At 59.0% G+C, this 26,668-nt stretch carries 24 protein-coding genes; 10 read left to right on the top strand and 14 right to left on the bottom strand.

The window, feature by feature from the left end; all coding sequences use genetic code 11:
- Positions 1-3: 3 nt before the first annotated feature.
- Positions 4-462, top strand: a complete 459-nt coding sequence (locus AC2FJ6_RS13640) for an Lrp/AsnC family transcriptional regulator (protein ID WP_331252117.1) — start codon at positions 4-6, stop codon at positions 460-462.
- 15 nt (positions 463-477) lie between these two features.
- Here AC2FJ6_RS13640 and AC2FJ6_RS13645 read toward each other — a convergent pair whose 3' ends face one another.
- The 5 genes from AC2FJ6_RS13645 to AC2FJ6_RS13665 form a co-directional block, all read right to left on the bottom strand.
- Positions 478-1,446 (bottom strand): DUF3137 domain-containing protein, encoded by a 969-nt coding sequence (locus tag AC2FJ6_RS13645; RefSeq protein ID WP_496669324.1) that lies wholly within the window; start codon positions 1,444-1,446, stop codon positions 478-480.
- Between the two features lie 183 nt (positions 1,447-1,629).
- The gene (locus AC2FJ6_RS13650) at positions 1,630-2,766 is read right to left on the bottom strand and encodes an NADH:flavin oxidoreductase/NADH oxidase (protein WP_496669327.1); all 1,137 of its coding nucleotides are present in this window, start codon (positions 2,764-2,766) and stop codon (positions 1,630-1,632) included.
- A 70-nt stretch (positions 2,767-2,836) separates the two neighbouring features.
- Positions 2,837-5,023 (bottom strand): Tex family protein, encoded by a 2,187-nt coding sequence (locus tag AC2FJ6_RS13655; RefSeq protein ID WP_480876900.1) that lies wholly within the window; start codon positions 5,021-5,023, stop codon positions 2,837-2,839.
- A 70-nt stretch (positions 5,024-5,093) separates the two neighbouring features.
- Positions 5,094-6,110: an Ldh family oxidoreductase gene (locus tag AC2FJ6_RS13660; protein ID WP_170773305.1), complete on the bottom strand. Its 1,017-nt coding sequence runs from the start codon at positions 6,108-6,110 to the stop codon at positions 5,094-5,096.
- A gap of 75 nt (positions 6,111-6,185) precedes the next feature.
- On the bottom strand, positions 6,186-7,133 hold the full coding sequence (locus tag AC2FJ6_RS13665; protein ID WP_237217438.1) for a c-type cytochrome: 948 nt from the start codon (positions 7,131-7,133) through the stop codon (positions 6,186-6,188).
- Between the two features lie 84 nt (positions 7,134-7,217).
- Between AC2FJ6_RS13665 and AC2FJ6_RS13670 the strand changes: the two genes are divergently transcribed.
- Genes AC2FJ6_RS13670 through AC2FJ6_RS13680 form a run of 3 tightly spaced genes read left to right on the top strand, consistent with a single transcriptional unit; the run spans position 7,218 to position 9,631 of the window.
- Positions 7,218-7,754 carry an RNA polymerase sigma factor gene (locus tag AC2FJ6_RS13670; protein WP_170773306.1) on the top strand — a complete coding sequence of 179 codons (537 nt, stop codon included), beginning with the start codon at positions 7,218-7,220 and terminating at the stop codon, positions 7,752-7,754.
- Positions 7,751-8,497, top strand: a complete 747-nt coding sequence (locus AC2FJ6_RS13675) for an anti-sigma factor (protein WP_170773308.1) — start codon at positions 7,751-7,753, stop codon at positions 8,495-8,497. The genes AC2FJ6_RS13670 and AC2FJ6_RS13675 overlap by 4 nt, the downstream gene beginning before the upstream one ends.
- Positions 8,498-8,554: 57 nt before the next feature.
- A complete protein-coding gene (locus tag AC2FJ6_RS13680; protein ID WP_496669330.1) occupies positions 8,555-9,631 on the top strand; it encodes a helix-turn-helix domain-containing protein in 1,077 nt (358 codons plus the stop codon).
- On the opposite strand, the gene AC2FJ6_RS13685 is transcribed toward AC2FJ6_RS13680, so the two are convergent.
- Positions 9,604-10,494, bottom strand: a complete 891-nt coding sequence (locus AC2FJ6_RS13685; RefSeq protein ID WP_170773310.1) for a LysR family transcriptional regulator — start codon at positions 10,492-10,494, stop codon at positions 9,604-9,606. The genes AC2FJ6_RS13680 and AC2FJ6_RS13685 overlap by 28 nt on opposite strands.
- Positions 10,495-10,599: 105 nt before the next feature.
- Here AC2FJ6_RS13685 and AC2FJ6_RS13690 point away from each other — a divergent pair, with 105 nt between their 5' ends.
- Entirely contained in the window at positions 10,600-11,478 is an 879-nt protein-coding gene (locus AC2FJ6_RS13690) for a phytanoyl-CoA dioxygenase family protein (RefSeq protein ID WP_170773312.1), read from the top strand.
- Here AC2FJ6_RS13690 and AC2FJ6_RS13695 read toward each other — a convergent pair.
- Positions 11,475-12,779 (bottom strand): UDP-glucose dehydrogenase family protein, encoded by a 1,305-nt coding sequence (locus tag AC2FJ6_RS13695; protein WP_170773313.1) that lies wholly within the window; start codon positions 12,777-12,779, stop codon positions 11,475-11,477. The genes AC2FJ6_RS13690 and AC2FJ6_RS13695 overlap by 4 nt on opposite strands.
- Positions 12,780-12,934: 155 nt before the next feature.
- On the opposite strand from AC2FJ6_RS13695, the gene gmd reads away from it, so the two are divergent.
- Both gmd and fcl read left to right on the top strand, forming a co-directional pair.
- Complete coding sequence (gene gmd, locus AC2FJ6_RS13700; protein ID WP_170773314.1) at positions 12,935-14,059, top strand: GDP-mannose 4,6-dehydratase; 1,125 nt, start codon at positions 12,935-12,937, stop codon at positions 14,057-14,059.
- Between the two features lie 10 nt (positions 14,060-14,069).
- Complete coding sequence (fcl, locus tag AC2FJ6_RS13705; RefSeq protein WP_170773315.1) at positions 14,070-15,047, top strand: GDP-L-fucose synthase; 978 nt, start codon at positions 14,070-14,072, stop codon at positions 15,045-15,047.
- Between the two features lie 31 nt (positions 15,048-15,078).
- On the opposite strand, the gene AC2FJ6_RS13710 is transcribed toward fcl, so the two are convergent.
- The 7 genes from AC2FJ6_RS13710 to AC2FJ6_RS13740 all read right to left on the bottom strand — a co-directional run bounded on the left by AC2FJ6_RS13710 (position 15,079) and on the right by AC2FJ6_RS13740 (position 24,370).
- Positions 15,079-16,155: a DUF2793 domain-containing protein gene (locus AC2FJ6_RS13710; RefSeq protein WP_170773316.1), complete on the bottom strand. Its 1,077-nt coding sequence runs from the start codon at positions 16,153-16,155 to the stop codon at positions 15,079-15,081.
- 135 nt (positions 16,156-16,290) lie between these two features.
- Entirely contained in the window at positions 16,291-17,727 is a 1,437-nt protein-coding gene (locus AC2FJ6_RS13715; RefSeq protein ID WP_170773317.1) for a mannose-1-phosphate guanylyltransferase/mannose-6-phosphate isomerase, read from the bottom strand.
- A 67-nt stretch (positions 17,728-17,794) separates the two neighbouring features.
- Entirely contained in the window at positions 17,795-18,688 is an 894-nt protein-coding gene (galU, locus tag AC2FJ6_RS13720) for a UTP--glucose-1-phosphate uridylyltransferase GalU (protein ID WP_170773319.1), read from the bottom strand.
- Positions 18,689-19,004: 316 nt separating this feature from the next.
- Positions 19,005-20,810: an ABC transporter ATP-binding protein gene (locus AC2FJ6_RS13725; RefSeq protein ID WP_170773322.1), complete on the bottom strand. Its 1,806-nt coding sequence runs from the start codon at positions 20,808-20,810 to the stop codon at positions 19,005-19,007.
- Between the two features lies 1 nt (position 20,811).
- Positions 20,812-21,741 carry an ABC transporter permease subunit gene (locus AC2FJ6_RS13730; RefSeq protein ID WP_496669333.1) on the bottom strand — a complete coding sequence of 310 codons (930 nt, stop codon included), beginning with the start codon at positions 21,739-21,741 and terminating at the stop codon, positions 20,812-20,814.
- Between the two features lie 10 nt (positions 21,742-21,751).
- Positions 21,752-22,675 carry an oligopeptide ABC transporter permease OppB gene (gene oppB, locus AC2FJ6_RS13735; protein ID WP_170773326.1) on the bottom strand — a complete coding sequence of 308 codons (924 nt, stop codon included), beginning with the start codon at positions 22,673-22,675 and terminating at the stop codon, positions 21,752-21,754.
- Positions 22,676-22,741: 66 nt separating this feature from the next.
- Positions 22,742-24,370 carry a peptide ABC transporter substrate-binding protein gene (locus AC2FJ6_RS13740; protein WP_170773328.1) on the bottom strand — a complete coding sequence of 543 codons (1,629 nt, stop codon included), beginning with the start codon at positions 24,368-24,370 and terminating at the stop codon, positions 22,742-22,744.
- A gap of 531 nt (positions 24,371-24,901) precedes the next feature.
- Between AC2FJ6_RS13740 and queC the strand changes: the two genes are divergently transcribed.
- From queC to queE, 3 genes are read left to right on the top strand one after another with little or no spacing between them, the layout of a single operon-like run.
- Positions 24,902-25,603, top strand: coding sequence for a 7-cyano-7-deazaguanine synthase QueC (gene queC, locus AC2FJ6_RS13745; RefSeq protein WP_170773330.1), 702 nt, complete (start codon positions 24,902-24,904; stop codon positions 25,601-25,603).
- Positions 25,603-25,956 carry a 6-carboxytetrahydropterin synthase QueD gene (gene queD / locus AC2FJ6_RS13750; protein ID WP_170773332.1) on the top strand — a complete coding sequence of 118 codons (354 nt, stop codon included), beginning with the start codon at positions 25,603-25,605 and terminating at the stop codon, positions 25,954-25,956. Before queC ends, queD begins: the two co-directional genes overlap by 1 nt.
- Complete coding sequence (gene queE / locus AC2FJ6_RS13755; RefSeq protein WP_170773334.1) at positions 25,953-26,663, top strand: 7-carboxy-7-deazaguanine synthase QueE; 711 nt, start codon at positions 25,953-25,955, stop codon at positions 26,661-26,663. The genes queD and queE overlap by 4 nt, the downstream gene beginning before the upstream one ends.
- Positions 26,664-26,668: the final 5 nt, after the last annotated feature.

A 26,668-nucleotide genomic window follows, 5' to 3' on the forward strand; every position in this document is an offset into this window, starting at 1 on the left:
ACCGTGTTAATAGAGAAAAATAGTCAACTAGACCGACATGACCTGAAAATCCTACGTATTCTGAGCCGTGAAGGCCGTATTCCGGTGACGGAATTGTCGGCGCGGGTCGGATTGTCCAAGACACCTTGTCAGGTGCGGATGAAACGTCTGATCTCGGAAGGGTATATACAGGGGTTTCGCGCGATTCTGGACCCTTCGAAGCTGGGGGTCGAACAGGTGGTCTTTGTCGAGGTTAGCCTGAAAATCACCACCGAAGCGGCTTTGACTGAGTTCAATGAAGCCGTGCAACGAGCGCCCGAGGTCGAACAATGCCACATGATTGCGGGTGCCTTTGACTATCTACTGAAACTGCGCACCAAGGATATGCGCAGCTACCGTGAGATTTTGGGCCGTGTCGTGTCCACGCTCCCGCATGTGGACAGCACTTCGACCCATGTGTCGATGCAGTCGGTGAAAGACTGAGCCGCCCGACAGCGTTCATTGATGCAGGGCATCAATGATCTGTCGTGGCATTACCAGATCGCGGAAGGCGCGATGGATGGTTTCATCCGCTTCACTCAGCGGGGCACCACCAAGGTTGAAGCTGAGAAACCCGTGGGGAAGGCTGAGCGCCAGATAGAATTTGTTGCCCGAAAATGCCGCTGAGCAATAGTCGCGCCCACCTTGGTAGCGTTTGGCGATCTCGCTCAGCGTATAAGCGAATTCGGGTTTGACGTATTGTTCCAGCTGGTGCGGGTCGTCGGTAAAAACCTCAAAGATCTTCTCGGCATCCTTTAGGCCAAGATCCCAGCGATGTTGGGGCAAGACGTTGCGGCTTGCCCAGCTATACAGCTTGTTTAGGGTCTCACCGAAATCCTTGACGAAGACCGTGCGTGGCAATGCGGCCGGGCAGTCGATTTCCAGCACGATGCCCGAGAACAGGGTTCTGGTCTTTCGTTTGTTGTCGCTGTCTCTGTAAGTGTCCGAGCAGCTCATTTGCAGCAGTTTGTAATTAGTGTCCCGCCAGGTGCCGCTGATCGCGTGATTTTCGCGCACGCGTTCGGATTCAGGTATGATTTGCAATGAAACCAAGCGCCCAATCGGAAGGAAGCTCATAGGTACGTCCGAGTGCAGCTCCATATGCCCTAGGAATTTGCACAGGATGGGGCGAATGTATTTCGAAACATCGGAACTGACTTTTCCGCCTCGTTCCAGATAAAGGATCAAGGCCGCGGCCCCGCCGAAAGCAAGTGGAAAAATCGCAAAAAGAGGATGAATGTAGTACCCGCCTAATCCGGCCAGTACGACGGCAACAACGCCAGAGAACTTGATCCAGAACATACTGCGCGAGACGGCGGCCTGACGTTCAACTTCTTTCTCGCGTAGGAATGGGGCGATCTGCTGGTCAAAGATCCGGGAAAACCCGGTCTCGAACGGGGCAGATTCGACAAACTGGTATTCTGACATCGTTAAATCCTGACCAACAAACTACGAGTTTGGCGCAGATGCTAGCGATCCCTTGTCCGCCAGAATATCCCCAGACGTGTATCATTTGTATCGGATGTGCCCGTCTTAGCCATGTTCGCGCAGGCGACGCCATTTTCGACACAGAGAAGCGCCTCGCTGGACCTCGAGGCGCGATCTGATGCGCTATCGCAGGCCCAGTTTGGACAATAGCCGGTTGCGTTTCATCAGCCACCATCCGGCCTCGACGGGCCATAGGGCATGGTTCTGGTCGGCCCCTAGTGCAGCGGCGCTGCGCTGGGGCCAGTTCGGGTCGTCCAGCAATTCGCGGGCCACGGCGATCATGTCGGCGTCGCCCTTTTGAATCACCGCGTCGCACACCTTGGGGTCCCACAGGAAACCGACTGCCATTGTCGGCATATCCGCCCAGGACCGGACTTGTGATGCAAACGGCACCTGAAAGCCTTGTTCGATGGTCATCCGCTGTGGGCGATCCTTGCCGCCGATCCCGCCCGAGCTGCAATCGATTATGTCCACCCCGGCAGCTTTGAGCGCCTTGGCGATGTCAACCGTGTCTTCGACGGTCAGGCCGCCGTCCACCCAGTCCGACGCCGACAACCGAAAAGCCAGAGGATAGTCCTCGGGCCAGTTTCGTCGGATTTCACGTGCGATCTCGACGGCAAAGCGCACCCGGTTCTGCGCGCTTCCGCCCCAATGGTCCGCCCGCTGGTTGGTGATCGGAGACAGGAATTGATGCACCAGAAAACCATGGGCTGCATAGACCTCGATCATCTTGAACCCGGCCGCCTGTGACCGTCTGGCCGCTGCACCGAAGGCGGCGATGACGTCTTCGATATCGGCCTGGGTCATTTCGCGCGGGGTCGGCCAGCCCTCGGCATAGGGCAGGGCAGAGGGTGCCATTGCAGGCCAAGCCGCTTCCTTGCGCTGCGTGGCGTCTTCATCATTCAGCGGAGTTTCGCCGTGCCAGGGACGCCGCTCCGAGGCTTTGCGCCCCGCATGACTCAGCTGAATGCCCGGCACCGCGCCTTCGCGGGTGATGAAATCGGCGATGGGTTTCAGCGGGGCAATCTGGGCGTCTTCCCACAAACCCAGATCGCCGGGCGTGCGCCGCCCGTCACGGGTGACGGCGGTCGCTTCGGCATAGATAAGCCCCGCACCGCCCATGGCAAACCGGCCCAGATGCACCAGATGCCAATCATTGGCGCGGCCTTCATTCGCCCGATACTGGCTCATCGGTGAGACCGCGATACGGTTCTTGAACGACACAGATCGCAGGTCAAATGGACTGAACAATGAGGGCATTCTGGTCTCTCCGACTGTGATTTTCCGTCAACCTAGCGAAACCGAGCGGGCAACCCAAATAGATAATCTGTTAACGACGCCCGCGCCCAGTTTGACCGGCCCCGCCATCCTTGCGCATGGACAGGCCGATGCGTTTGCGTTTGACGTCCACTTCCACGACCGAGACTCTGACGATCTGACCGGTCTTTACGACCTCATGCGGATCTTTGACGAAGCGGTCGGCCAGTTGACTGATATGCACCAGCCCGTCCTGATGCACGCCGATATCCACAAATGCGCCGAAAGCCGCGACATTGGTGACGGTGCCCTCAAGCCGCATACCAGGTTTCAGATCAGTGATCTCATTGACCCCTTCCGCGAAAGAGGCGGTCTTGAAACTGGGCCGCGGATCGCGGCCGGGCTTTTCAAGCTCGGTAAAGATGTCCATCACGGTGGGCAGGCCAAAGGCATCGTCGACAAAACGCCGGGCTTGCAGCCCTTTCAGGGCGTCTTTCTGCCCCATGATCTGACGAATGTCGCGCCCGCAGGCGGCCACGATGCGGCGCGCCACGCCATAGGCCTCGGGGTGGACCGAAGAGGCGTCCAACGGCTCTGATCCGTCTCTAATCCGAAGGAATCCGGCGCATTGCTCGAAAGCGCGGGGGCCTAGGCGTGCGACGTTCAGCAGGTCTTCGCGGCGGTCAAACGCGCCGTTCACGTCCCGATGTGCCACGATCGCGTCGGCCAAACCCGGACCCAAACCCGATACGCGCGACAGCAAGGGGGCCGAGGCGGTGTTCAGATCGACACCGACCGCGTTCACCACATCCTCGATCACAGTATCCAGCGATTGCGACAGACGGTGCTGGTCGACATCGTGCTGGTATTGCCCGACGCCGATGGACTTGGGTTCGATCTTGACCAGTTCCGCCAGCGGGTCTTGCAAACGGCGGGCGATTGAAACCGCGCCGCGCAGGGACACGTCCAAATCGGGAAACTCGCGCGCGGCCAGTTCCGAGGCGGAATAGACAGACGCGCCCGCCTCTGAGACGATCACCTTGGTCGGGGCTTTCACCGCGCTTGGCAGCAGTTTCAGAGTATCGGCGACAAAGCTTTCAGTCTCGCGGCTGGCGGTGCCGTTGCCGATTGCGATCAGGTCAATGTCATGGGTCGAGATCAGCTTGAGAATGGCGGCTTGCGCGCCGCGCAGATCGTTTTTGGGCTGGAACGGATACAAGGTGTCGGTGGCGACCAGCTTGCCGGTGGGATCGACCACCGCCGCTTTGACACCAGTACGAATACCGGGGTCCAGTCCCAGCGTTGCCTTGGCCCCGGCGGGGGCGGAAAACAGCAGATCTTTCAGGTTGCGGGCGAAGACCTGAATCGCCTCGTCCTGCGCGCTGCTTCTGAGATCGGCCATCAACTCGACCATCATCGACAGAGACAGTTTGACCCGCCATGTCCAGCCCGCCACCTTGCGAAGCCAAAGATCGCCGGGTGAATTGGTCCGCGTGCCTAGATGGGCGGCGACCATAGCCTCGGCCCTTGCGGCGCCGGTTTCGGGGTCGGGGGCAATATCGAGCGTCACGATCCCCTCTTTCGAGGCGCGCAGCATCGCCAGCGCCCGGTGCGAGGGTGTATCGGCCCAGCGTTCGCTGTGGTCGAAATAATCGCTGAACTTGGCCCCTTCGGTCTGCTTGCCGTCGATTACTTTTGCGGTCAGCAGGGCCTCGCGTTGCATGAAGCTGCGCAACTCACCCAGCAGGACGGCGTTTTCGGTCAAATGTTCGGTGATGATGTCGCGGGCACCGTTCAGGGCGTCTTTGGTGGTGGGTACTGCGTCCGAGACATAGCCCCCGGCCAGCGCTTCGGGATCGGCAAAGCGGTCGGCCAATATCGCCTCTGCCAGCGGCTCCAGCCCGTTTTCGCGTGCGATCATCGCCTTGGTGCGCCGCTTGGGCTTGTAGGGCAGATAGATGTCTTCCAACTGCGCTTTGGTCTCGGCCCCGGCGATGGACTTGGCCAGGTCGTCGGTCAGTTTGCCCTGATCGCGGATTGAATTCAGGATCGTGTCACGGCGGGCATCGAGTTCGCGCAGATAGTCCAGTCGCTCAGACAGGGTGCGTAGCTGGCTGTCATCCAGCCCGCCGGTCGCCTCTTTCCGGTAGCGGGCGACAAATGGGACTGTGGCCCCCTCGTCCAGCAGTTTGACCGCAGCGCCGACCTGATCGGGGCGGGCGTTGATCTCGGCGGCGATGGTGCGTGCGATGCGGTCCAAGGGGGTCTCCTGCAACTGGGTCGGAGGGTCTTCTTAGCCACAGGCACCGGCAAGGGAAAGAGGCCGAATGCTAACGGGCCAGAGCCAGCAGATCGTCGTGCAGCGTTTTTGAGATTTCCGCATAGCCCCGCGCCCTGTTGCGCGCACGCGCGGCGTAGCGCCGTTGCGAGGGCAGGCGCGCGCCCTGACCCGTGATATCGGCAAACAGCCGCTCGGCGCGGGCATCGTTTTCGTCCACGCGGCCGCCGCTGAACTGGGCGGGGTCGAAGGCCAGGATGATCTCGCCATGATAAGGTGCGCTGCTGGTGCCGTCGGCATAGGCCAAGCTTTCCAGACTGGTCAGATCGTCGATCAAGGGCCCAGCCAAAAGCTCGATCATGATCGACAAAGCTGACCCCTTATAGCCGCCGAAGGTCAGCATCGCGCCTTCCATTGCAGCGTGCGGGTCGGTTGTTGGGTTGCCCTCCTTGTCGAGCGCTACGCCGTCGGGCAGGGGTTTGCCTGCGCGGCGGTAAAGCTCGATCTCTCCCCGCGCAAAGGCGCTGGTGGCAAAGTCGAAGGTGAATGGATCCTGACCCTGACGCGGCCAGCTAAAGGCCAGCGGGTTGGTGCCAAGTGACCCGCGCGTGCCCCCAGCCGGGGCGACCCAGGAATGGCTGGGCACCATCGCCATCGCGGCCAGCCCGGCCGAGGACAATTGTTCAACCTCGGGCCAGAGGGCTGAGAAATGGAAACACCGGTTGATCGCCATGGCGGCGATGCCGTGCGTGCGCGTTTTCTCGATCAGGTGGGGCAGGGCCTCATGAAAGGCCAGCAGAGAGATCCCGCCGCGTGCATCGACACGGACAATGGCGTTGTCCGAGGGGGTGATGACTGGCGCGACATGGCCGTCGACCTTGCCCGCTTTCATCGTCTCTGCGCACATAAGCAAGCGAAACAGCCCGTGCGACTGACAATCGTCGATCTGGCAGGTGGTCAGCAAATCCGCGATGGCGGTGCAATGGTCCGGGCCGTAGCCTGCATTTTTCAGGATGGTCAGGCTGAGCCCGTGGATCTCATCCAAAGTCAATTTGACCGTATCGCTCATGCCCCGCCTTCCTTTCCCATGGTGTCATGCACAGGAATAGCGCGGCGGGGCAGGCGAAGGAACAGCTTTCCGGCGTTAGCCTTCCGATTCCGATTGCAGATAGGCAATGACGTTGGTGATGTCCTCATCCTTCTTCAAGCCGGCGAACTGCATCTTGTTGCCGGGCAGAGTGCCCTTGGGGTCAGCCAGAAAAGTGGTCAGGGTCTCGACATCCCAAACAATGCCCGAGCTTTTCAGCGCGTCCGAGTATTTGAACCCATCCGCTTGGGCAGCCGACGCGCCAATGATGCCGTACAGCGAGGGGCCTACACCGTTCTTGCCCTCTTTTATCTGATGGCACGCCTTGCACTTGCGATAAACTTTTTTGCCCGCCTTGATATCCCCTTCAACTGCGGCAACAGCGGCGACCTCAACCGGAGCAGCTGTCCCAGCGTCAGCTTTTTGCTCGTCCATGTTGAAGAATAGGCGTGCGGTGATGGGCACGGTCCGGGTGATGCCGGGAAGGCTGGCCAGCTCCATCAGCTTGTCGACCCCGGCATTTACGCCCGCGTCTTCGGTGCTGAGAAACACCATGTCGTTGGTCGAGACCATCACGGATTTCTCAGAAACCCGCAGGACGAACATTTCAGTATCAAACTCAACATCCGTGCCGATCAGCGACAGTGCCGCTTCGACATCAACGACTGCTGTTTGACCGACGGCCAGCGCCTTCACCTCGTCCATATCGATCTGGGCGGTCAAAGTCGCCGTGCCTGCATTGCGAAAGACATGCTCGATCATGCGCTCGTTGCGGATGTCTATATTCGTCTCGACCGAGGACAGGTCGATCTCGATCTCGGCCTTGCCATCGGGGCTGACATGGCCCGACAGGTTGGTGAAGGAATTGACTTCGCCCACGGTGTCTTTCTTGATGGTGCCATAGGCCAGGTGCGAGCCTTCGGGCGACAAGGTCCAATGTTCAGCCAAGGCCGGGGTTGCAATAATTGCCGACGCAATCGTGACTGCTTTCAACATAAGTTTCATTTCATTCCTCCACAGGTTATGACATTCCTGACCTCGCGGGCCCGATCCGTGAATGTCAAACACACACAGGTCACTATTTATTCAATGGGTGGTGAAATTAGTTCCGAACAGGCCGTGCGCGGCGCGATACAGATGCATTCGAAACGCGTCTGGCGCTTTGGGCTTGCCTTGTCCGGAGCCTCCGATGTGGCGGATGACTTGCTGCAATCCACGTGCCTGCGTGCGTTGGAGCGTCACCATCAGGTGACTTCACATGATCGATTGGACAGTTGGCTGATGACGATCTGCCGCTCGATCTGGTTGAACGAGGTGCGCTCGCGCTCGGTCCGCAAGGCGCAGGCGTTGTCGGTGACGCCCGAGGCGGAATTAATTTCACATGATACCGATTCCGAAACGAATATTTTCGCGGCTGAGGTGTTTACCCAAGTGATGCAACTGCCAGAAGCGCAGCGCGAAACGGTAATGCTGGTCTTTGTCGAAGGCTACAGTTACCGCGAAGCGGCGGCGATGCTGGACGTTCCCATCGGTACGATTATGAGCCGGTTGTCCAACGCCCGGCAGAAACTTAAAACCGTGATGCAGCAGGATGCTGCAAGCGCCGTTCGACGGAGTGGCAAATGAAGTTTTCCGATGAGACGCTGACAGCGTATCTGGAAGGCAATGTGGATGAGGCTGAGGCAAACGCCATTGAAACCGCGGTTGCGGCCGACCCCGAGCTGGAAGCGCGCCTGATGGCGCTGGATCCGTTTGCACCGGTTGTGCAGGCGGTGTTTGAAAACGTGCCCGCCGAGGCACCGCAGGTCGATCTGCCTGAACCGCAGTCGGCTGTTCCTGTTCACCATTCCGGAAGCCCGTGGCGTTTGGTGGCTGTCGCCGCTTCGGTCGCGGTGCTGGCGGTGTCGGCAACCTTCTGGAGCACCCGGCCCGAGCCGCTCGGCTGGGCTGAACAAGCGGCGATCTACCAGTCGCTTTATGTGCCCGATACGATTGCTTCGCTGGACAATTCGGCTCAGGCGCTGGACACGCAGTTCGAATTGGCCGAGGCCGAGCTGGGACGGTCGCTGAACCGCGACACGCTGGAAGCCCTGCCCGGGATGGAGCTAAAGCGCGCGCAGGTTCTGTCGTTCAACGGAAAGCCGTTGATTCAGGTCGTGTTCGCAGATGAACAGGGGCAGCCCTTTGCCTTCTGCATCATACGTCAGGGCGAAGGCGCCCCCAGCAAGGCCGTGAAGCTTGCCGAGTTGAGCGGTCTGGCAACCGCGACATGGTCCGAAGGAGGCTATGGCTATATGCTGATTGGCAGTAGCCCTCAGACCCCACTGAAGGGACAGTTGGACATTCTGACCACAGGTTTCGCCAGCTAGGTCCGCAGCCACAGAAACACCTTGTGAACCGGTGGAAATACCCGAAATATGTCGGGTATGACCACAAACCCTGCCATGCCTGATCCCGATGAGGATGACGAAACGCTGGGCCCCGGCAGTATCTATGATGTCGACCCGCCCGAGGATGACGATCTGTGGTTTCTGCCCCCCGACGAAGAGCCCGAAGAGGATTTTATCCTGCCGGGCCCAAAGGCCGATCGCAGGCTGTTGTTCGACTCTCGGGATTGGCGGGCGGCGCAGGCAGAACTGTCACTGGAACTGGCGGATCTGGCGGCCACATTCGGCGCCTTGGATGAAAGGCTACGGGCTGGTCCCAAAGGCTGGACGCATCGTCTGGCATTGATGGACGTGTCTGATCTGGGTTGGTGGACTGGTGACCGGATCGGTGTCGACCGCTTGGCGCTATGGACCGGGTTGCGGATCGGCGCGACCGGTGATGACGTACAGGCCTTGTTTCGGTCCGGCTGGGCCGTGCGGCGTCTGACATCAGGTGCAGGACCGTCCGAGGGCGGATGGGCCACCGGGGTAACTGCCTTTCTTGACCGGATGGCGCAGGGGATCGACGAAGTGCCCGAGGCCATCGCCGACCTGGCCGAGGTGATGGGGCATGCGGACGGGCTGCACCCGGTCACGCAAGCCGCGATTGCTTTTCATGCGTGGCGTGCGGTTTCACCGGGTGTCGGGCACGACACCGAAGCAGCCATCATCGCAGCACGCCATGCAGCCACGATGGGTCGGGGCGGCGCGCTTTTCATGCCATTGGCCCTGTCAGGCCCCGGCGCTTTGCGTGGCATGGGTGATACCGGGGAAAAGTTGGGCGCGTGGTATCGGGGTCTTGGGCAGGCCGCCTTGGCCGCCTTGTTGCATCTGGACCGTGTCAGCGCCTGGGATAACCGTGCCCGCGCCGCGACCGACGACCTGAGCGGACGAACCCCACCCAAACTGATCGAAGCGCTGACAGCCTGGCCCATGGTGTCGGCCCCGTTGGCCGAAGAGTTGACGGGTGCCTCGCGCGCGGCGGTTCAGCGCAATATCGACAGGTTTTCGGATCGCGGCTTGATCCGTGAAGTGACCGGGCAGGGGCGTTACCGCGTCTGGACTGCCGCGCTGTGATCCATGATCCAGTCCCGAAAACGCCGAGCCGGAGGGCGCAGAGTTCGGCGGGACGGATAGATCAAGTGATAAGCTTCTTGCCCCGGTACCTCGATCCCGTCGAGGCATGGAACCAAGCCTGACAGAGCTACAATACGGTCTGACGCAGGCGCTCGGGCAAGCGCAATGCCCGCGCCTGCCGCCGAAAGCTCGGCCGCGATAAGCGAGTTGTCTGCAAAGAAATACCGCGCCTGACCCCCGGGCAGGCGTAGCGTTTCGAACAGATGTGGCCAGCTTGCCCGGTGGGTCGAGACCTCGATCAGGGTGAAGTTGAACAAATCCTGCGGCGTGTCGATCTGCGCAGCCAATTCGGGCGGGGCCACGGGATACAGCCTTTCACGCACCAGTTCATCGCTTTCCGTGCCAAAGAGGTTTGGATTGCCAAACACAATCTGAAGATCGGTGAAACGATTGCTGAAATCAGCGTCCAGATTGCCGGTCGACAGCGACAGGTTGATATGGGGATTTTGCGTGTGAAAATCGGGCAGACCCCCGGCCAAAACCCCATGAGCGAACAGAAGAACCGACTGCACGTAAAGCCGCTGTTCGCGTGTTTCGCCGAACAATCCGGTCGTTGCGGTTTCCAGCATCAGCAGTGATTGCTGCACCGATGGCAGATAGGCGCGTCCGGTCTCGGTCAGGGTGACGGAATGCGCATGGCGGTGAAACAGAGGGGTGCCCAATTGCGTCTCGAGAGCCTTGACCTGTTGGCTGACGGCGGCGGCGGACATGTTTAATTGGGCTGCCGCGCGCGCAAAGCTTTCGGTTCGCGCGGCGGCCTCGAACACGCGCAGCCAGTTCAGCGATGGGATACGGCCTGCCATGGCAGTTAGACTAAGCTGAACTTAGCCTGACGGGCAAGAACCTGTGCTCTGCCATTAATGACGCATCAACTAGGCTGCAATCACATGCAGTAAGGAGGAGCGCGCATGTCTGACCCTGTCTCAATGGCTCAAACCGCCCTGACGCCCGAACAATCCGCTCAGTATTGGGAGGATGGGTATTTGTTTCCCCTGACCGTTTTCACGGGCACGGAAACGGCCGCCCTGCGGGCCGAGTTCGAACAGATTGAGCGGGAATGGCTGGATGCCGATCTGCCCTTGCCGTTGAACACCTATAAGCGGGTCAATTCGCATCTTGTAATGCCTTTGGCCGCCCGCGTTGCCATGGACCCCCGTGTTCTGGATCTGGTCGAGGGCGTTTTGGGCCCCGATATCATGATCTGGTCAGCCGAATTTTTCGTCAAGGAACCGCGGACAGCGCACACGGTCGGTATGCATCAGGACCTGACCTATTGGGGTATGGGCGAGACGCCGGATCAGGTTACGGCCTGGATCGCGCTTTCGCCTGCGACGCCTGAAAGCGGCTGCATGGATTTTGTGCAGGGCAGCCATAAGAACCCGATCCTGCCGCATAACGACACCTATTCTGACACGAACCTTCTGTCACGCGGGCAAGAGATCGCCGTGGAGGTGCTGGAGGAGGACAAAACCCGGATAGAGCTGTCGCCGGGGCAAATGTCGCTGCATCACGGTTTAACGATCCACGGGTCAGGACCGAACAGCTCGAACGACCGGCGCATCGGGTTGGCGATCCGGTATCTGAACCCCAATGCCAAACAATTGGTGGCCGAAAAGGACTATGCCATGCTGGCGCGAGGGCGCGACGGGCAGAGCAATTTTGTTCCCGTTCCCTCGCCCAACAGTTTGTTTTCAGCAGAATCGCTGGCTCTGTACGACCAGGTGCGGCGCGACCAGAGCAAGGCTTTGGCCGAGGGCGCGCAGGCGGATGTGCCGCTGTACGGTTAGCGACCGACCCCGGAATAGCTCTTGAACCCGGCCTTCAGGGCCATGTCGCGGGAATAGATGTTGCGCAGGTCGACCATTCTGGCCGAGGTCATCGAGGCCGCCATATCGCCGAGGTTCAGGGCGCGGAACTCGTTCCACTCGGTCAGCAGCACGACCGCATCCGCATCCTTTGCGGCGGCATAAGGATCGTCGAACCAGTCGACACCGGGCAGCAGGGCCTCGCCTTCGGCGCGGCCTTGCGGATCGACGACGCGGACACGGGCACCGCCCCCGATCAGGGCGGGCACGATGGTCAATGAGGGCGCGTCGCGCATGTCGTCGGTGTTGGGTTTGAAGGTCACGCCCAGCACCGCGATGGTCTTGCCATTGAAACTGTCGTCGCAGGCATCCCGGATCTTGTCGATCATCCGGTTTTTTACACCGTCATTGACCCGAATGACCGTCTCGGTGATTTGCATCGGATAGGCGTGATCCTGTCCAATCCGCGCCAGCGCGTTGGTATCCTTTGGAAAGCATGATCCGCCATAACCGGGGCCAGCATGCAGAAATTTATTGCCGATCCGGCCATCCAGACCGATGCCGCGTGCCACTTCCTTGACATCACCGCCCACACGTTCGCACAGGCCCGCGATTTCGTTGATAAAGGTGATCTTGGTCGCCAGAAATGCATTGGCCGCGTATTTGATCATCTCGGCGCTTTCCAGATCGGTCGTCAGGATCGGAAAATCACGCAGGTAGAGCGGGCGGTAGATATCGGCCATCACCCCGGCGGCCCGGTCGTTTTCGACACCGACAACCACCCGGTCGGGCCGCATGAAGTCATCAATGGCGGCCCCTTCGCGCAGGAATTCCGGGTTCGAGGCGACATCGAATTCGGCCTGCGGGTTGGCGGCGGCGACCACCTGTTGAACTTGACGGTTGGTGCCCACGGGAACAGTGGATTTCGTGACAATCACGGTATACCCGGTCAGCGCATTGGCGATCTCTTCGGCGGCGGCCATCACATAGGTCAGGTCTGCATGCCCGTCGCCGCGCCTGGTCGGGGTGCCCACCGCAATAAACACAGCGTCCGCCCCATCTACGGCAGCGGCGAGGTCGGTGGTGAAACTCAACCGTCCCGAGGCGACGTTCTTGGCCATCAGCACGTCCAGACCGGGCTCATAGATCGGAACTTCGCCCGTCTGAAGCATCTCGATCTTGCCTTCGGCCTTGTCTACGCAAACGACGTCATGGCCAAAATCCGAAAAACAGACCCCCGACACGAGCCCCACGTACCCTGTGCCGATCATTGCAATACGCATGTATCAATATCCTTCTTCGGAAACCGCCTTGTGGCGCATTCATTCAGGAAAGTTTCGCCGGTTTCAATGCCCAGCCGTGACCTTGGGTTGCATTCCGAGGTATCTTGCTGTTTCTGAGTCTGCGATCAAGCAGATAGAATGTGTGGAATGGACCGATGACAAAAACAGCATTAATTACCGGCATCACTGGGCAGGATGGCTCTTACTTGGCCGAGTTTTTGCTGGAAAAAGGATATGAGGTGCATGGTATCAAGCGCCGTGCCTCGTCATTTAACACGCAGCGGATCGACCATATCTATCAGGACCCGCATGTGCCGAATCCACGCCTTCATCTGCACTATGGCGATCTGAGCGACACGTCGAACCTGACCCGGATCATCCAGCAGGTGCAACCGGATGAGGTTTATAACCTGGGAGCGCAATCCCACGTGGCGGTCAGCTTTGAGTCGCCGGAATACACTGCCGATGTGGACGCCATCGGAACCCTGCGCCTGTTGGAAGCGATCCGCTTTCTGGGGCTGGAGGAGAAAACCCGGTTCTATCAGGCCTCGACTTCGGAGCTTTACGGTCTGGTTCAGGAAATTCCGCAGCGTGAGACAACGCCGTTCCATCCGCGCTCACCCTATGCGGTGGCCAAGCTTTATTCTTATTGGATCACGGTGAACTACCGTGAAGCCTATGGCATGTATGCCTGCAACGGAATCCTCTTCAATCACGAAAGCCCACGCCGGGGCGAGACATTTGTCACCCGCAAGATCACGCGGGGGTTGGCCAATATCGCGCAGGGTCTGGAAGAGTGTCTGTATATGGGCAATATCGACAGCCTGCGGGATTGGGGTCACGCCAAGGACTATGTGCGTATGCAGTGGCTGATGTTGCAGCAGGACACGCCAGAGGATTTCGTGATCGCAACCGGGGTGCAGTATTCGGTGCGTCAGTTCATCGAATGGTCAGCGGCCGAACTGGGCGTGACGCTGGCGTTTTCGGGCGACGGCGTGGATGAGATTGCCACTGTGGTCTCGGTCGAAGGCGCGGATGCGCCTGCATTGAAGGCCGGGGACGTTGTGATGCGGATCGACCCGCAATATTTCCGCCCGGCTGAAGTGGAAACTCTGTTGGGCGATCCGTCAAATGCCAAAAACAAACTGGGGTGGGAGCCCGAGTTGACCGTTCAGGAAATGTGCGCCGAAATGGTGCGTGAGGATTTGAAGACCGCCAAACGCCATGCCTTGTTGAAAGAGCACGGGTATGACTTGCCGGTCAGTCTGGAAAATGGCTGAGGAGCGGGGCATGCGAAAGATCTATGTTGCCGGACATCGCGGCATGGTCGGTGGCGCGATCCTGCGTCGGTTGCAAGGCCGTAAAAAAGCAGGTGAAGCGCTTGAGCTCATCACCCGCACCCATGCCGAGCTTGATCTGACCGATCAGGCGGCAGTTCGCGACTTCATGCAATCCGAACGCCCCGATGTGGTGGTGCTGGCCGCCGCCAAGGTTGGGGGCATTCATGCCAACAACACCTATCCAGCGGATTTCATTTACGAAAACCTGATGATCGAGTGCAATGTGATCCATCAGGCTTTTGCTGCAGGGGTTCAGACCCTATTGCAACTGGGCAGTTCCTGCATCTACCCGCGCGCGGTTCCGCAACCCATGCGCGAAGATGCCCTGCTGACTGGCGTGTTGGAGCCGACAAATGAACCCTATGCGGTCGCCAAGATCGCGGGGATCAAGCTGTGCGAAAGTTACAACCGGCAGCATGGGGTCGACTACCGCTCGGTCATGCCGACGAACCTTTATGGTCCGGGTGACAATTTCCACCCCGAGAACAGCCATGTGCTGCCCGCCCTAATCCGCCGCTTTCACGAGGCCAAGCGCGACGGGCTGGATGAGGTGGTGATCTGGGGCACTGGCAAGCCCCGGCGCGAATTCCTGCATGTGGACGATATGGCCGAGGCCTCGTTGTTCGTGCTCGACCTGCCGCGCGATATTTACGAGGCCAATACCCAGCCGATGCTGAGCCATATCAATGTGGGCTGTGGTGAAGATATCTCGATCGCGGAACTTGCCGCACTGGTGGCGCGGACCGTGGGGTATGACGGGCGGATTTCACAGGATAGCAGCAAGCCGGACGGGACAATGCGCAAGTTGATGGATGTCTCGCGGCTGGCCGACATGGGATGGCGCGCGCGGGTCGGGCTGGATGACGGTATTCGCGAAACCTATGCGTGGTTTCTGGATCAGTCTCAGACGCAAATCCGCGCGAAGTAACCGCCCGACAGATTGCCGGGCGGCCTTAGGATCAAAACCAGCGACCGATGGCGACAGCGCCAGGGGCGACCATGGCTGCGCCTGAGGTGAACGATTGCACCTTATAGCTGACCTGCGTCGTGCTTGGGGTGCCCCACGCAGCAAAGCGTTTTGTGTCGCCGCCATCACCTGACAACGCGGGAACAGAACCCGCCGCAAAGGGCATTGGAAAGGTCCAGGTGGCTTCGGCGCTGGTGAACCCCCCGCCTGTCGCCGTGGTGCAATCCGTCGGGTTTAGCCGGGCTGTGCAAATTTGGGTGCCATCTGCAAAACGGACATAGTCGCCATTCACGTTTGAACCCCGTTCGATCACTGCGCCCGTTGGGGTGCCTGCGTTTTCTTGCACCGAGCCCAAAAGGTTGCCGGGACCATAACCATAATCTGCCCGCATCAAGCGGCCGGTTGTGGTGTCACTGGCGTTTTGCTGGATCGCGGTACCGGATGCAGTGCCGGTTGCGGGGTCCAAAGCCAACGCGTCGCTCCAGTTGCTGCCATCCGGGGAAACTTTGATCGTAAACCCAGTGGTTCCGGTCAGACCCATCTCGGCATGACCGGTCCATTCCGACTGGAACAGCAGCGACGCGGTCTCGCCCGCCGCCGCCTTGTTGATCTTCATCTGATGACCAGCGCCATCATGGCTCAGTAGCGTGGCAGCTGCCCGCACCGCAAGTTTGTTGGTATCGTCATACGAAGTTCCTATGCCTACGCCGTTCAGATTTTGCGTACCGGCGGGCGGGGCTATCCAGCTCGACCCGTCCCACGATTTGAGGATGCCATCACCCTGATCCCAGGCGCGCCATCCCAAGCTCGGGTCAAAAAACACCCAGCCATTGTCCAGCCATGCAGCCAGCTTGCCGCCCTGTCCCGCCCAATCGCCGGTGGGCGCGGCACCCAAAGCGTGGATGTCACCCTGCGCGGGTGTCGCAGGCGGGGTAACAGCATCGGTTGCGATAAGGCTGAGTTGCACGACCAGATCCAGATGGCGCAGAGCTTCGTTGTGGGTGACATGCTTTTGCGCCTGCGATGGCTGGATAAATGGCAGGTTCAAACGGGGTGAGTTCTGTGACATTGGGCGCGCCCTCCTGTGGTTGTCGGTCCGGCATTCACTGCGCGCCACAATGAGATTAAGCGCATGAATCCCGTGTGACCGGCACGCACGGCGGCGAAACCAGTTGGTAACTTCCAGTTTGCAAGCAGATGTTGGTTAGTCGCGGGCGTAGATGTCTTCGTATCGGATGATGTCGTCCTCACCCAGATACGAGCCTGTCTGCACCTCGATCAGAACCATCGGAACCTTGCCCGGGTTCTCCATCCGATGGACCGCGCCCAGCGGGATGTAGACCGATTGGTTTTCCGAGACCAGACGCACCTCGTCATCAATCGTGACTTTCGCCGTTCCTTCCACAACGATCCAGTGCTCGGACCGATGGTGATGCGATTGCAAGCTTAGCGCGGCGCCGGGATGCACGTGGATGCGTTTGACCTGAAAGCGGTCGCCGATCACCAGGCTTTCGAACCAGCCCCAGGGGCGATGATCCACCGGCAGGGATTCTGCCTGCTTCGCGCCCTTTTCCTTCAGGGCGGCCACAGCTTTCTTCACGTCCTGCGCCCGATCCATACTGGCCACAAGAACGGCGTCTGGCATTGCAATGGCGATCATGTCTTGTACCCCCAACGCGACTACTTCCTGCGCCGAGGATTCCGAGCGGATCAGCACGTTCTGACAGTCGATAGCGGTCGCCTCGCCTGCAGTTGCGACCCCTTGCGCGTCTGGTTCTCCCAACTCGTGAACAGCAGACCAACTGCCGACATCGGACCAGCCTGCGGCATAGGGCACGACGCTCAGGTTCGGGGCTTTTTCCATGACGGCGTAGTCGATCGAGATATCCTCGACCTGCGACCAAGCCTCGGGGTCAAGGCGCAAGAAACCAAGGTCCGTTTTGGCGTTCGAGACTGCGGCGCGCACAGGGTCCATCAATTGGGCCGCATGGCCTTCAAAGGCTGCGATGATATCGCGGACCGCAAACAAGAAGATGCCCGAATTCCACAGATAGCTGCCATCCTGCAACATGGATTGTGCGCGGGCCAGGTCGGGCTTTTCAACAAACCGTTCCAGTGGAACAGCTTGGCCCTCACCGGTCGGTGCATGGCTGAGTTTCAAATAGCCATAGCCGGTTTCGGGGCGGTCGGGCTGAATACCGAATGTGACCAAATCACTGCGAGTGGTGATTGCGTCCACACCGGCTGCAACGGCCGTATGAAATGCCAGTTTGTCCGGAACCACATGATCGGACGGGGCGACCAGCATCACCGCATCGGGGTCGCTGGCGTGCAGATAGAGCGCGGCGGCCAGAACCGCCGGGGCGGTGTTGCGCCCTTCGGGTTCGATCAGAATGGGGCCGGGATCAATGCCGATTTCCGCCAGTTGTTCGGGCACCACAAAGCGAAAAGCATCATTGGTCAGAATCAATGGCTTGGCATAAGGGACATCCGCAGGGCCACGCATCCGCTCGGCACAATCCTGCAACAGGCTTGTCGCGCCGATCAGGGGCACGAATTGCTTGGGATAGCTCTTGCGCGACAAGGGCCACAGTCGAGTCCCCGCCCCACCGCAAAGAATCACGGGATAAATCGTAGTCATCAATATCTGCCTATTAGCGCGTCGCGCCTATATTGCGCGTCTTGCGATCAAAGGAAAGAGTGGCCGATTACTGGGCCGCCTGATCCGTCGCAACAATGTCATGCAGATATTCGCGCAGATCGTCGCGCAGATCCGGGCGGGCCAGAGCAAAGGCCACGGTGGCTTGCAGGAACCCGGACTTGGAACCGCAGTCGAACCGCTGGCCTTCAAACTTGTAGCCAAAGACGGGAACTCCGTTGCCGATATCTTCTGCAATGGCGTCAGTCAGCTGGATCTCGCCGCCGCTGCCTTTCTTCTTTTGGTTGAGGTTGTAGAGAACCGACGGCCCAAGAATATAGCGCCCGATCACAGCCAGATTCGACGGGGCTTCTTCGGGTTTTGGTTTCTCTACCATGCCGCGCGCGCGCACAACCGATCCGATGTTTTCACCGACATCCAGAACACCGTAAGATTTTGTTTTCTCTTGCGGAACTTCCATCGCGGCAACCATATTGCCGCCGGTTTCCTCATAGGCTTCGACCATCTGTTGAAGGCAAGGTTTGTCCCCCGCAATCACATCGTCGGGCAGCATAACGGCAAAGGGCTCATCCCCGATCAGGCGGCGGGCGCACCAGACTGCGTGCCCAAGACCAAGTGCTTTGTGCTGACGAATATAGGCAATCGCGCCGCTTTCCATATTGGTGGCATTCAGCGCTTCCAGCAGATCATCCTTACCCTTGGCTTTCAATTCCTGTTCGAGGATGTGGTTGTGATCAAAGTAGTCTTCGAGGGCGGATTTCCCGCGTGACGTGACAAAGATGAATTCCGTAATTCCGGCTGCCCGGGCTTCGTCGATCGCGTATTGAACCAGCGGGCGATCCACCAGAGTCATGATCTCTTTTGGGACGGATTTCGTCGCAGGCAAAAAGCGGGTACCAAGTCCCGCTACCGGGAAAATTGCTTTGGTGACCTTGCGTGCCATAGTACCTCTCAAGTTCAATCTATAGTGCCGGAAATTCCGTCAAGTGCCCACGGCGAGTTCATAGGCGGTGCGGCCGGAATGTACAACGTCAACACTCGTGTCAAATAACCAATCGCCGACAAGCGTGCCACTCAGACGGCAGGAAGTCAAAACGATCCGATGTCAAAGGTGCGCGCCGGGCGAATGAGTTCCAACGGTTTGGAAACAATCTTACTTATTTGAGTTAAACTAGTGCTGAATTATTAGTTAATCTTGCCTGCAAATTAAGCAGGGTTTGAATACGCCCGAAGTCAGCATTCTGACTTCGGGCCGGGTATCACCCATTGGCCATGATGGCATCCAACGGGTCGTGTTCGGCGACAAAGTGGTCAGGACGAACTTCGCTGAGGCTGGGAACATAGTCGGTCTCACCGGCAGACAAACGGCTGGGCAAAAAGCGCAGCGCGGCTTTGGGGTCCATGGGTGAGGGCAGCTCTCCTGGCAGTTTCAGCCGCTGACGGGTGCGTTCCACATCCGGGTCAGGGATCGGAACGGCCGAGATCAGCGACTTGGTGTAGGGATGGATCGGGTCCGAGCAGATCACCTCGCCATCGCCCAGCTCCACGATCCGACCCAGATACAGCACCATGATCCGGTTCGACACGGCGCGTACCACCGACAGATCGTGGCTGATGAAGATCATCGACAGACCGAACTCCTGCTGTAACTCGCGCAGCAATTCGACGATCTGCGCCTGAATGGACACGTCCAAGGCCGAGACTGCCTCATCGCAGATGATCAGCTTGGGTTTGTTGATCATCGCGCGCGCGATGCCGACCCGCTGGTTCTGACCGCCCGACAACTCGTGCGGATAACGGTTGATCATGTTGGCATTCAGGCCCACACGTTCCATCATTTCGCTGACCATCTGCTTGCGCTCGCGGTCCGTCAGATCGGGGCGATAGGTCTTGAGCGGCTCGGCGATTGAGGCCGAGATTGTCATGCGCGGATCGAGGCTGGCCAGTGGGTCTTGAAAGACGATCTGCAAGTCCTTGCGGTACTTGTTCAGCTCGGCGCGTTTCAGACCCACAATGGGATGGCCCAACCAACTGACATTTCCACCGCTGGGTTCGATCAGTTGTAATACGGCGCGCGCCAGCGTGGACTTGCCGCAGCCGGATTCGCCCACAACACCCAGAGTTTCACCCTTGCGGATGTCAAAGCTGACGCCATCGACAGCCTTGAGCGGCACTTTGCGGCCGAACAACCCGCCTTTGACGTTGATCGGGAAATGCACCTTGACGTCATCGACCTTGAGCAGCGGTTCTTCGACCTTCTCCAACGCCTTGGGCGCATCGCCCGCATCAATGCGCGGCATCGCATCGAGGAGGGTGCGGGTATAGTCGTGCTGCGGGTCGCGGAAGATTTCGCGGGTGTCTCCGGCTTCGACAAATTCGCCCATGCGCATGACTTGAATGCGGTCGCACATACGGGCGACTACGCCCATATCATGGGTGATAAGGGCAATGGCGGTGCCTTCGTCTTTTTGCAGGCGCACCATCAGGTCCAGAATGTCGGCCTGAACGGTCACGTCCAGCGCCGTGGTGGGCTCATCCGCGATCAGCAGCTTGGGATTGCACAGCATCGACATGGCGATCATCACGCGTTGGCGCATCCCGCCGGACAGTTCGTGGGGGAACTGGTCCAGTCGCCGCGCGGCCTCAGGGATACGGACGCGGTTCAGCCAGTCCAGGCAGCGGGCCCGCGCCTTCGCGCCTTGCAACCCTTCATGCACCTGCAGAACCTCGCGCATTTGCTGGCCTATCCGAAGATGCGGGGTAAGTGCCGTCAACGGGTCCTGAAAGATCATGCCCACGTCAGAGCCACGGATCTTGTTCAGGCGGTTGATCGGCAGGTTCAGGATTTCGGTGCCGTTCAGAGTGGCCGACCCCAGCGCCCGTCCTGCGGGTGGTAGCAAGCCCATCGCGGCCATGAAGGTTTGGCTTTTGCCCGACCCGCTTTCGCCCACGATGCCAAGGCATTCGCCGGGGTTGATGTCGAAGCTGATGCCTTTGACGGCCTCGACCACGCCATCGGGGGTGTCGAATTGGACCTTCAGGTCTTTTACGGAAAACAGGCTCATATCAGCGATCCTTCGGGTCCAGAGCGTCACGCAGACCATCCCCGATGAAGAACATCGTGATGATGATGGCGACGTAGAAAGTCAGCGGGAACATCAATTGCCACAGGGTGCCATACCCCATGGTTCCCGCCCCTTCCGCGATGAGACGACCCAGCGAGGTGTACGGTTCTGAAATCCCCAGCCCAAGGAACGAGATAAAGCTCTCGGTCAGGATCATTTCAGGCACCAGAAGCGAGGCATAGACGATCACAACGCCCAGCAAGTTGGGCAGGATATGGCGGTACATGATGGTAAATTCGCTGACACCTGCGGCGCGGGCGGCCTCGATAAACTCGCGGTTCTTCAGGGTCAGGGTCTGACCCCGTACGATCCGCGCCATGGTCAGCCAACCAACCGCGCCAAGGGCGATGAACAGCATGAAGAAGGATCGACCCGCCACGACAAGCAGCAGAATAATCACCAGAGTTGCCGGGATCGCCAGCAAGATGTCGACAAAGCGCATCATGACGCTGTCGGTCCGGCCACCGATATAGCCGGCGGCGATGCCATAGCAGGTGCCAACGATCAGCGCTGTCGCTGCACCGATCAGACCGACTAGCAGCGATGTGGTGGTGGCCTGAATGACGCGGCTGTACAGATCGCGCCCCAAGTCATCGACGCCAAAGAAATGGCCGGTTTCGACTGAGGGCATACCCATGCCCTGCACGTCACCCATAACGTTCCAGTCGATCTCCTCATTGTTCCAGACCGCGAAGTAGGGCCCGAAAAGGGTGAACAGAACGATCAGCGCCAGAATGATTACGCTGGCCATCGCGGCCTTGTTGCGCACAAAACGCATCCGTGCGTCTTGCCACAGTGAACGCCCCTGAATGACCGTGTAATCGGTGATATCTTCGGCCAGATGGGCGGCTTTTTGAGATTTTCCAAGCATGTTTCGCCCCTTAGTACCGGATTTTCGGATCGAACCAGGCATAGGCCAGGTCGGTCAAAAGGTTCACGATGACGGTCAGCGCGCCATAGAGGATCGTGACCCCCAAGAGCACCGCATAGTCACGCGAGAGGGCCGAGCCGACATAGGCTTGCCCCAGACCGCCGGTTGAGAAATAGATGTCAACGAAGACCGAACCCGTCAGAACATAGACGAAGACCGGTCCCAGATAGGACACCACCGGCAAAAGCGTCGGTTTCAGCGCATGGCGCCAGATCACGGTTCTGGTCGGCAGTCCTTTGGCCCGCGCGGTGCGGATGAAGTTCGAGTTCAGAACCTCGAGCATAGACGATCGCGTGATCCGCGCGATCGAGCCGATATATGAGGTCGCGAGCGCGATAACGGGCATGATCAGATATGGCCATTGCCCTCCGTTCCAGCCACCGCCCGGCAGCCAACCCAGCCAAAGGGTGAAGGTCAAGATCAGGATCGGGCCCATGATGAAGTTCGGCAGCGCCTGAGCTGCAATGCCCAGACCGACAGCGAAATAGTCGATCCAGCTATTGTGCTTGATGGCCGCCGCAATCCCCAGCCCCACACCAATCGTGGTGGCAAACAGGAACGACAGGGACCCATAGGTCAGTGAGATCGGGAAACCTTGGGCGATGATATCATTCACATCGCGATCCTTGAACTTGAAGGATGGCCCGAAATCGAAATGCACCACGATGTTATACAGATAGTCCCAAAGCTGCTTCCACAGCGGCTGGTCCAGCCCATAGCGTGCCTCGATATTGGCCAGAACCGCGGGCGGCAGGGGCCGTTCCGAGGTAAAGGGCCCACCGGGCGCGAAGTGCATCAGAAAAAAACTGGCGACGATCAGCAAAAGGATCGTCGGAACGGCGACCAATAGCCGCCGGATAATATAGGCAAGCATTTCATGCCCCCAATTATTGGCTGTGCCCCAAAGCGGTCCTTGGGGCACAGCGGGATCTAAAGGTGATTACTCGGCTGTTTTGTAGAGGTTTTTGGAGTACCAGTTCTGCTCTACGTTATTGACCGGCCAGTTCCCCACATCGCTGTCCATCATATAAACGCCAGCATAGTGATAGATCGGGATGACGGGGGTCTCTTGCGCGATGATACGCTCGACCTCGGTATAAAGCGGCGCGGCATCGTCTGCGGTTTTGGCAGAGGCCAGCAGTTCATCAACTTTGGCGTTGTTGTACTTGCCGTCGTTATAGCCCGAATCGGACTGCAACAGGTCCAAGAAGGTCGAGGCTTCGTTATAGTCGCCACACCATGCGCCACGGGCCAGATCGAAGTTCTGGTTGCCGCGCTCTTCCAGGAACACTTTCCATTCCATGTTGGCCAGCTCGGCGTTCACGCCCAGTTTCTGTTTCCACATCTGGCTCAGCGCCACGGCAACTTTCTTGTGCGCTTCTGACGTGTTGTAGACCATCTCGAAGCTCAGCGGATTGTCTGCGCCATAACCAGCCTCGGCCAGCAGTTCTTTGGCCAGTTCGTCCCGTTCGGCTTGCGACATCGACGCCATTTCGACGTCCGGAACGGTGAAGCCTGCGGTTGCTTCGGGTGCGAAAGTATATGCCTGCGGCTGACCGCCTGCCATGATGTTCTCGGTGATGATCTTACGATCGACAGCAAGCGACAGGGCCTGACGGACATTCGGGTCTTTGAACGCTTCCGGACCACCTTCGGACAGGTTGAACGTGTAATAATAGTTGCACAGACGCGGGAAGCTGATCGCCTCTTCCGGGTGCTCTTTTTGCAGGCGCGGGAACTGGCCTGCGGGCACTTCGGTGCGGTCCAGTTCACCGGCCAGATAGCGGGTCAGGGCCACGTTTTCGTCGTTAATGACCAAGGCCACGACTTTTTCGATAATCGTGTTGTCGTTGTCCCAGTACATCTCGTTGCGCTCGCGAACCGAGCGTTCCTGCGGCAGATGCTCGGTCAGAACATAAGCACCGTTCGACACGATGTTGCCGGGCTTGGTCCAGGCGTCGCCGAACTCCTCAATCACTTTCTGCGGGGCAGGGAAGGTGGTCGCATGCGTGGTCATCTGCGGGAAATAGGACAGCGGCGCGCTAAGTTTTACTTCCAGCGTGTGGTCGTCGATGGCTTTGACGGCCAGATCGTCAACCGGCTTTTCGCCTGCAATGATCTCGGACGCGTTCTCGATCGACATCAGCTCCATGTACCACGCATAGGGCGAGGACAGCGCGGGATCGACGGCACGTTTCCAGGCGTAAACGAAATCGCCAGCTGTAACCGGATCTCCATTGGACCATTTGGCATTGTCGCGCAGGGTGAAGGTATAGACGTCCTTGGCATCATTGGTGGTGAAGCTGGTGGCAACACCCGGCACCAGATTACCGTCTTCGTCCTGGTTCATCAGACCTTCGAACAGATCGCGGACGATCTCGGCGCCCGAAACATCCTCAACTACCTGCGGATCGACCGAGCTGTGCTCGTCCAGAATGCGATAGGTGAACGTCTGGTCATCGGCCAACGCTTCGCCCGTGGTCGGGTGGGTCCCGGCGGCAAAAGCCGCGCCGGTGATCATGGTCGAGGTCAGCAGACCTGCCAGAGATGTCCGAATATACTTGTTCATATTGTTAACTCCCATTTTTTGAAGGCAAGGCGCACGCAGCCGATCAGGGCGGCCCGTTGCCACCTTGATTGCCCGACCAGAAAGCGGCCCGGAACAGGTTCAGATTTTGCTTTGTCAGATCGCAATGAACACCGCGTCACTGGGTTTCGGTTTGCAGTCAGGAATGTTGTTGCGAAAGTCGCCTTTCACTGGGGCAGACGTTGGCATTATTTCAAAAAAGGTTAAAGCCTTTGCCTGCAAATTAGGCAACCTTAGGTGGATTGTGAATGAAACCGAGAGGTCGCAGGCAATAAAATGGCGAAACTTCACGTGTTCTTGACACTTTCGTGAAGCGCGGGGCTTGGACTTGACCTGAAGTCTTTGCATTTCCCTCACGTCACCTGATCCAAAAATGCGAATCGCTCCTGAATACATCTGTCCGTCTTGTGATCCAGCAATCAGGCGCTTGGGCCTTGGCACCGCGCACGACAGAGTATAACAGGGCGCATCCCGGTCGCAGCCTACCCGGGTATCAAAACAAGGGTTCAAAATATGAAAACGATCGTAATCTGCTCGGGCGGGCTGGATTCGGTATCTTTGGCGCATATGGTTGCGCAGGATCACGAATTGGCGGGCCTGATCTCTTTCGACTATGGCCAGCGTCACCGCAAAGAGCTGGACTATGCCGCGTTGTGTGCACAGCGCCTTGGCGTGTCTCATGACATCATCGACCTCCGCCCTGTGGGTGCGGTTCTGACCGGCTCGGCCCTGACCGATGATGTGGATGTGCCCGACGGGCATTATGCCGAGGACAGCATGAAAGTGACCGTGGTGCCCAACCGCAATGCCATCATGCTGACCGTCGCATTCGGTGCCGCCGCCGCCCGTGGTGCGGATGCTGTGGCCACTGCCGTGCATGGCGGGGATCACTTTATCTATCCCGATTGCCGCCCGGCCTTCACCGAGGCCTTTGAGGCGATGCAGAAACTGGCGCTGGATGGCTATGCCGATGTCTCGCTGTTCACGCCGTTCGTGCATCGCAGCAAGGCCGATATCGTGACCGAGGGCGCACGGGTGAACACCCCCTTCGCGCAGACATGGTCCTGCTACAAAGGCGGAGATCATCACTGCGGGCGCTGCGGCACCTGCGTGGAACGGCGCGAGGCGTTCCATCTGGCCGGCATCCCGGACCCGACCACCTATGACGACCCTGATTTCTGGGTGGCGGCCACGGCACAGAAGGAAAGCGCCTGATGTATCGGATCACCAAGGAATTCCACTTTTCTGCCTCGCACCAACTGACCCATCTGCCCGACGATCACCAATGCGCGCGGATGCATGGGCATAATTATGTGGTCGAGGTCGAACTGGCCGCCAAGGACCTGAACGCTGACGGGTTTGTCCGCGATTATGGCGAGCTGAAGCCGCTCAAGACCTATATCGACGAGACGTTTGATCATCGCCATCTGAACGATGTGATGAACATCCTGACCACGGCCGAGAATATGGCGCGTCATTTCTATGACTGGTGTGCTGCCCGTTGGCCGGAAACCGCTGCCGTGCGGGTCAGCGAAACTCCTAAAACATGGGCCGAGTATCGCCCATGACCCGCCTGCGCATTGCCGAGATTTTTGGCCCTACGATTCAGGGCGAAGGCGCGCTGATCGGGGAACCTACTGTATTCGTGCGCACCGGCGGATGTGATTACCGGTGCAGCTGGTGCGATAGCCTGCACGCGGTTGATACTGCCTATCGTCATGACTGGGCGGCGATGACCACGGATGCAGTCTGGAGCCGGGTGTGCGATCTGTCAGGCGGGCGGCCTTTGACCGTGTCGCTGTCGGGTGGCAACCCGGCCATTCAGGACTTTGCCCCTCTGATCGCCAAGGGAAAGGTCGAAGGCTATCGGTTCGCCTGCGAGACGCAGGGCTCTATCGCAAAGCCGTGGTTCAGCGATCTGGATACGCTGGTTCTTAGTCCCAAACCGCCCTCCAGCGGGGAGACGGTAGATTGGGCTGCGTTCGACGCCTGCCTGTTGGCCGCTGGAACCGGCCCCAAAACTGTCATGAAAATCGTGATCTTTGATGAGCGCGACTACGATTGGGCCCGTGCCGCGGCGGATCGCTATCCGGCGTTGCCGCTGTATCTGCAACCGGGCAATGAGACGGTCGATCCCACGCAGCCCGTCGATCCGCAATCCCTGTCGGACCGGCTGTTGTGGCTGGTCGAGAAAGTCACCGCAGACGGTTGGTTCACCCCTCGGGTGCTGCCGCAACTGCATGTCCTTTTGTGGGGCAACAAACGCGGGGTCTGAAACCC

Source organism: Ruegeria sp. CDSA089 (assembly GCF_059612205.1).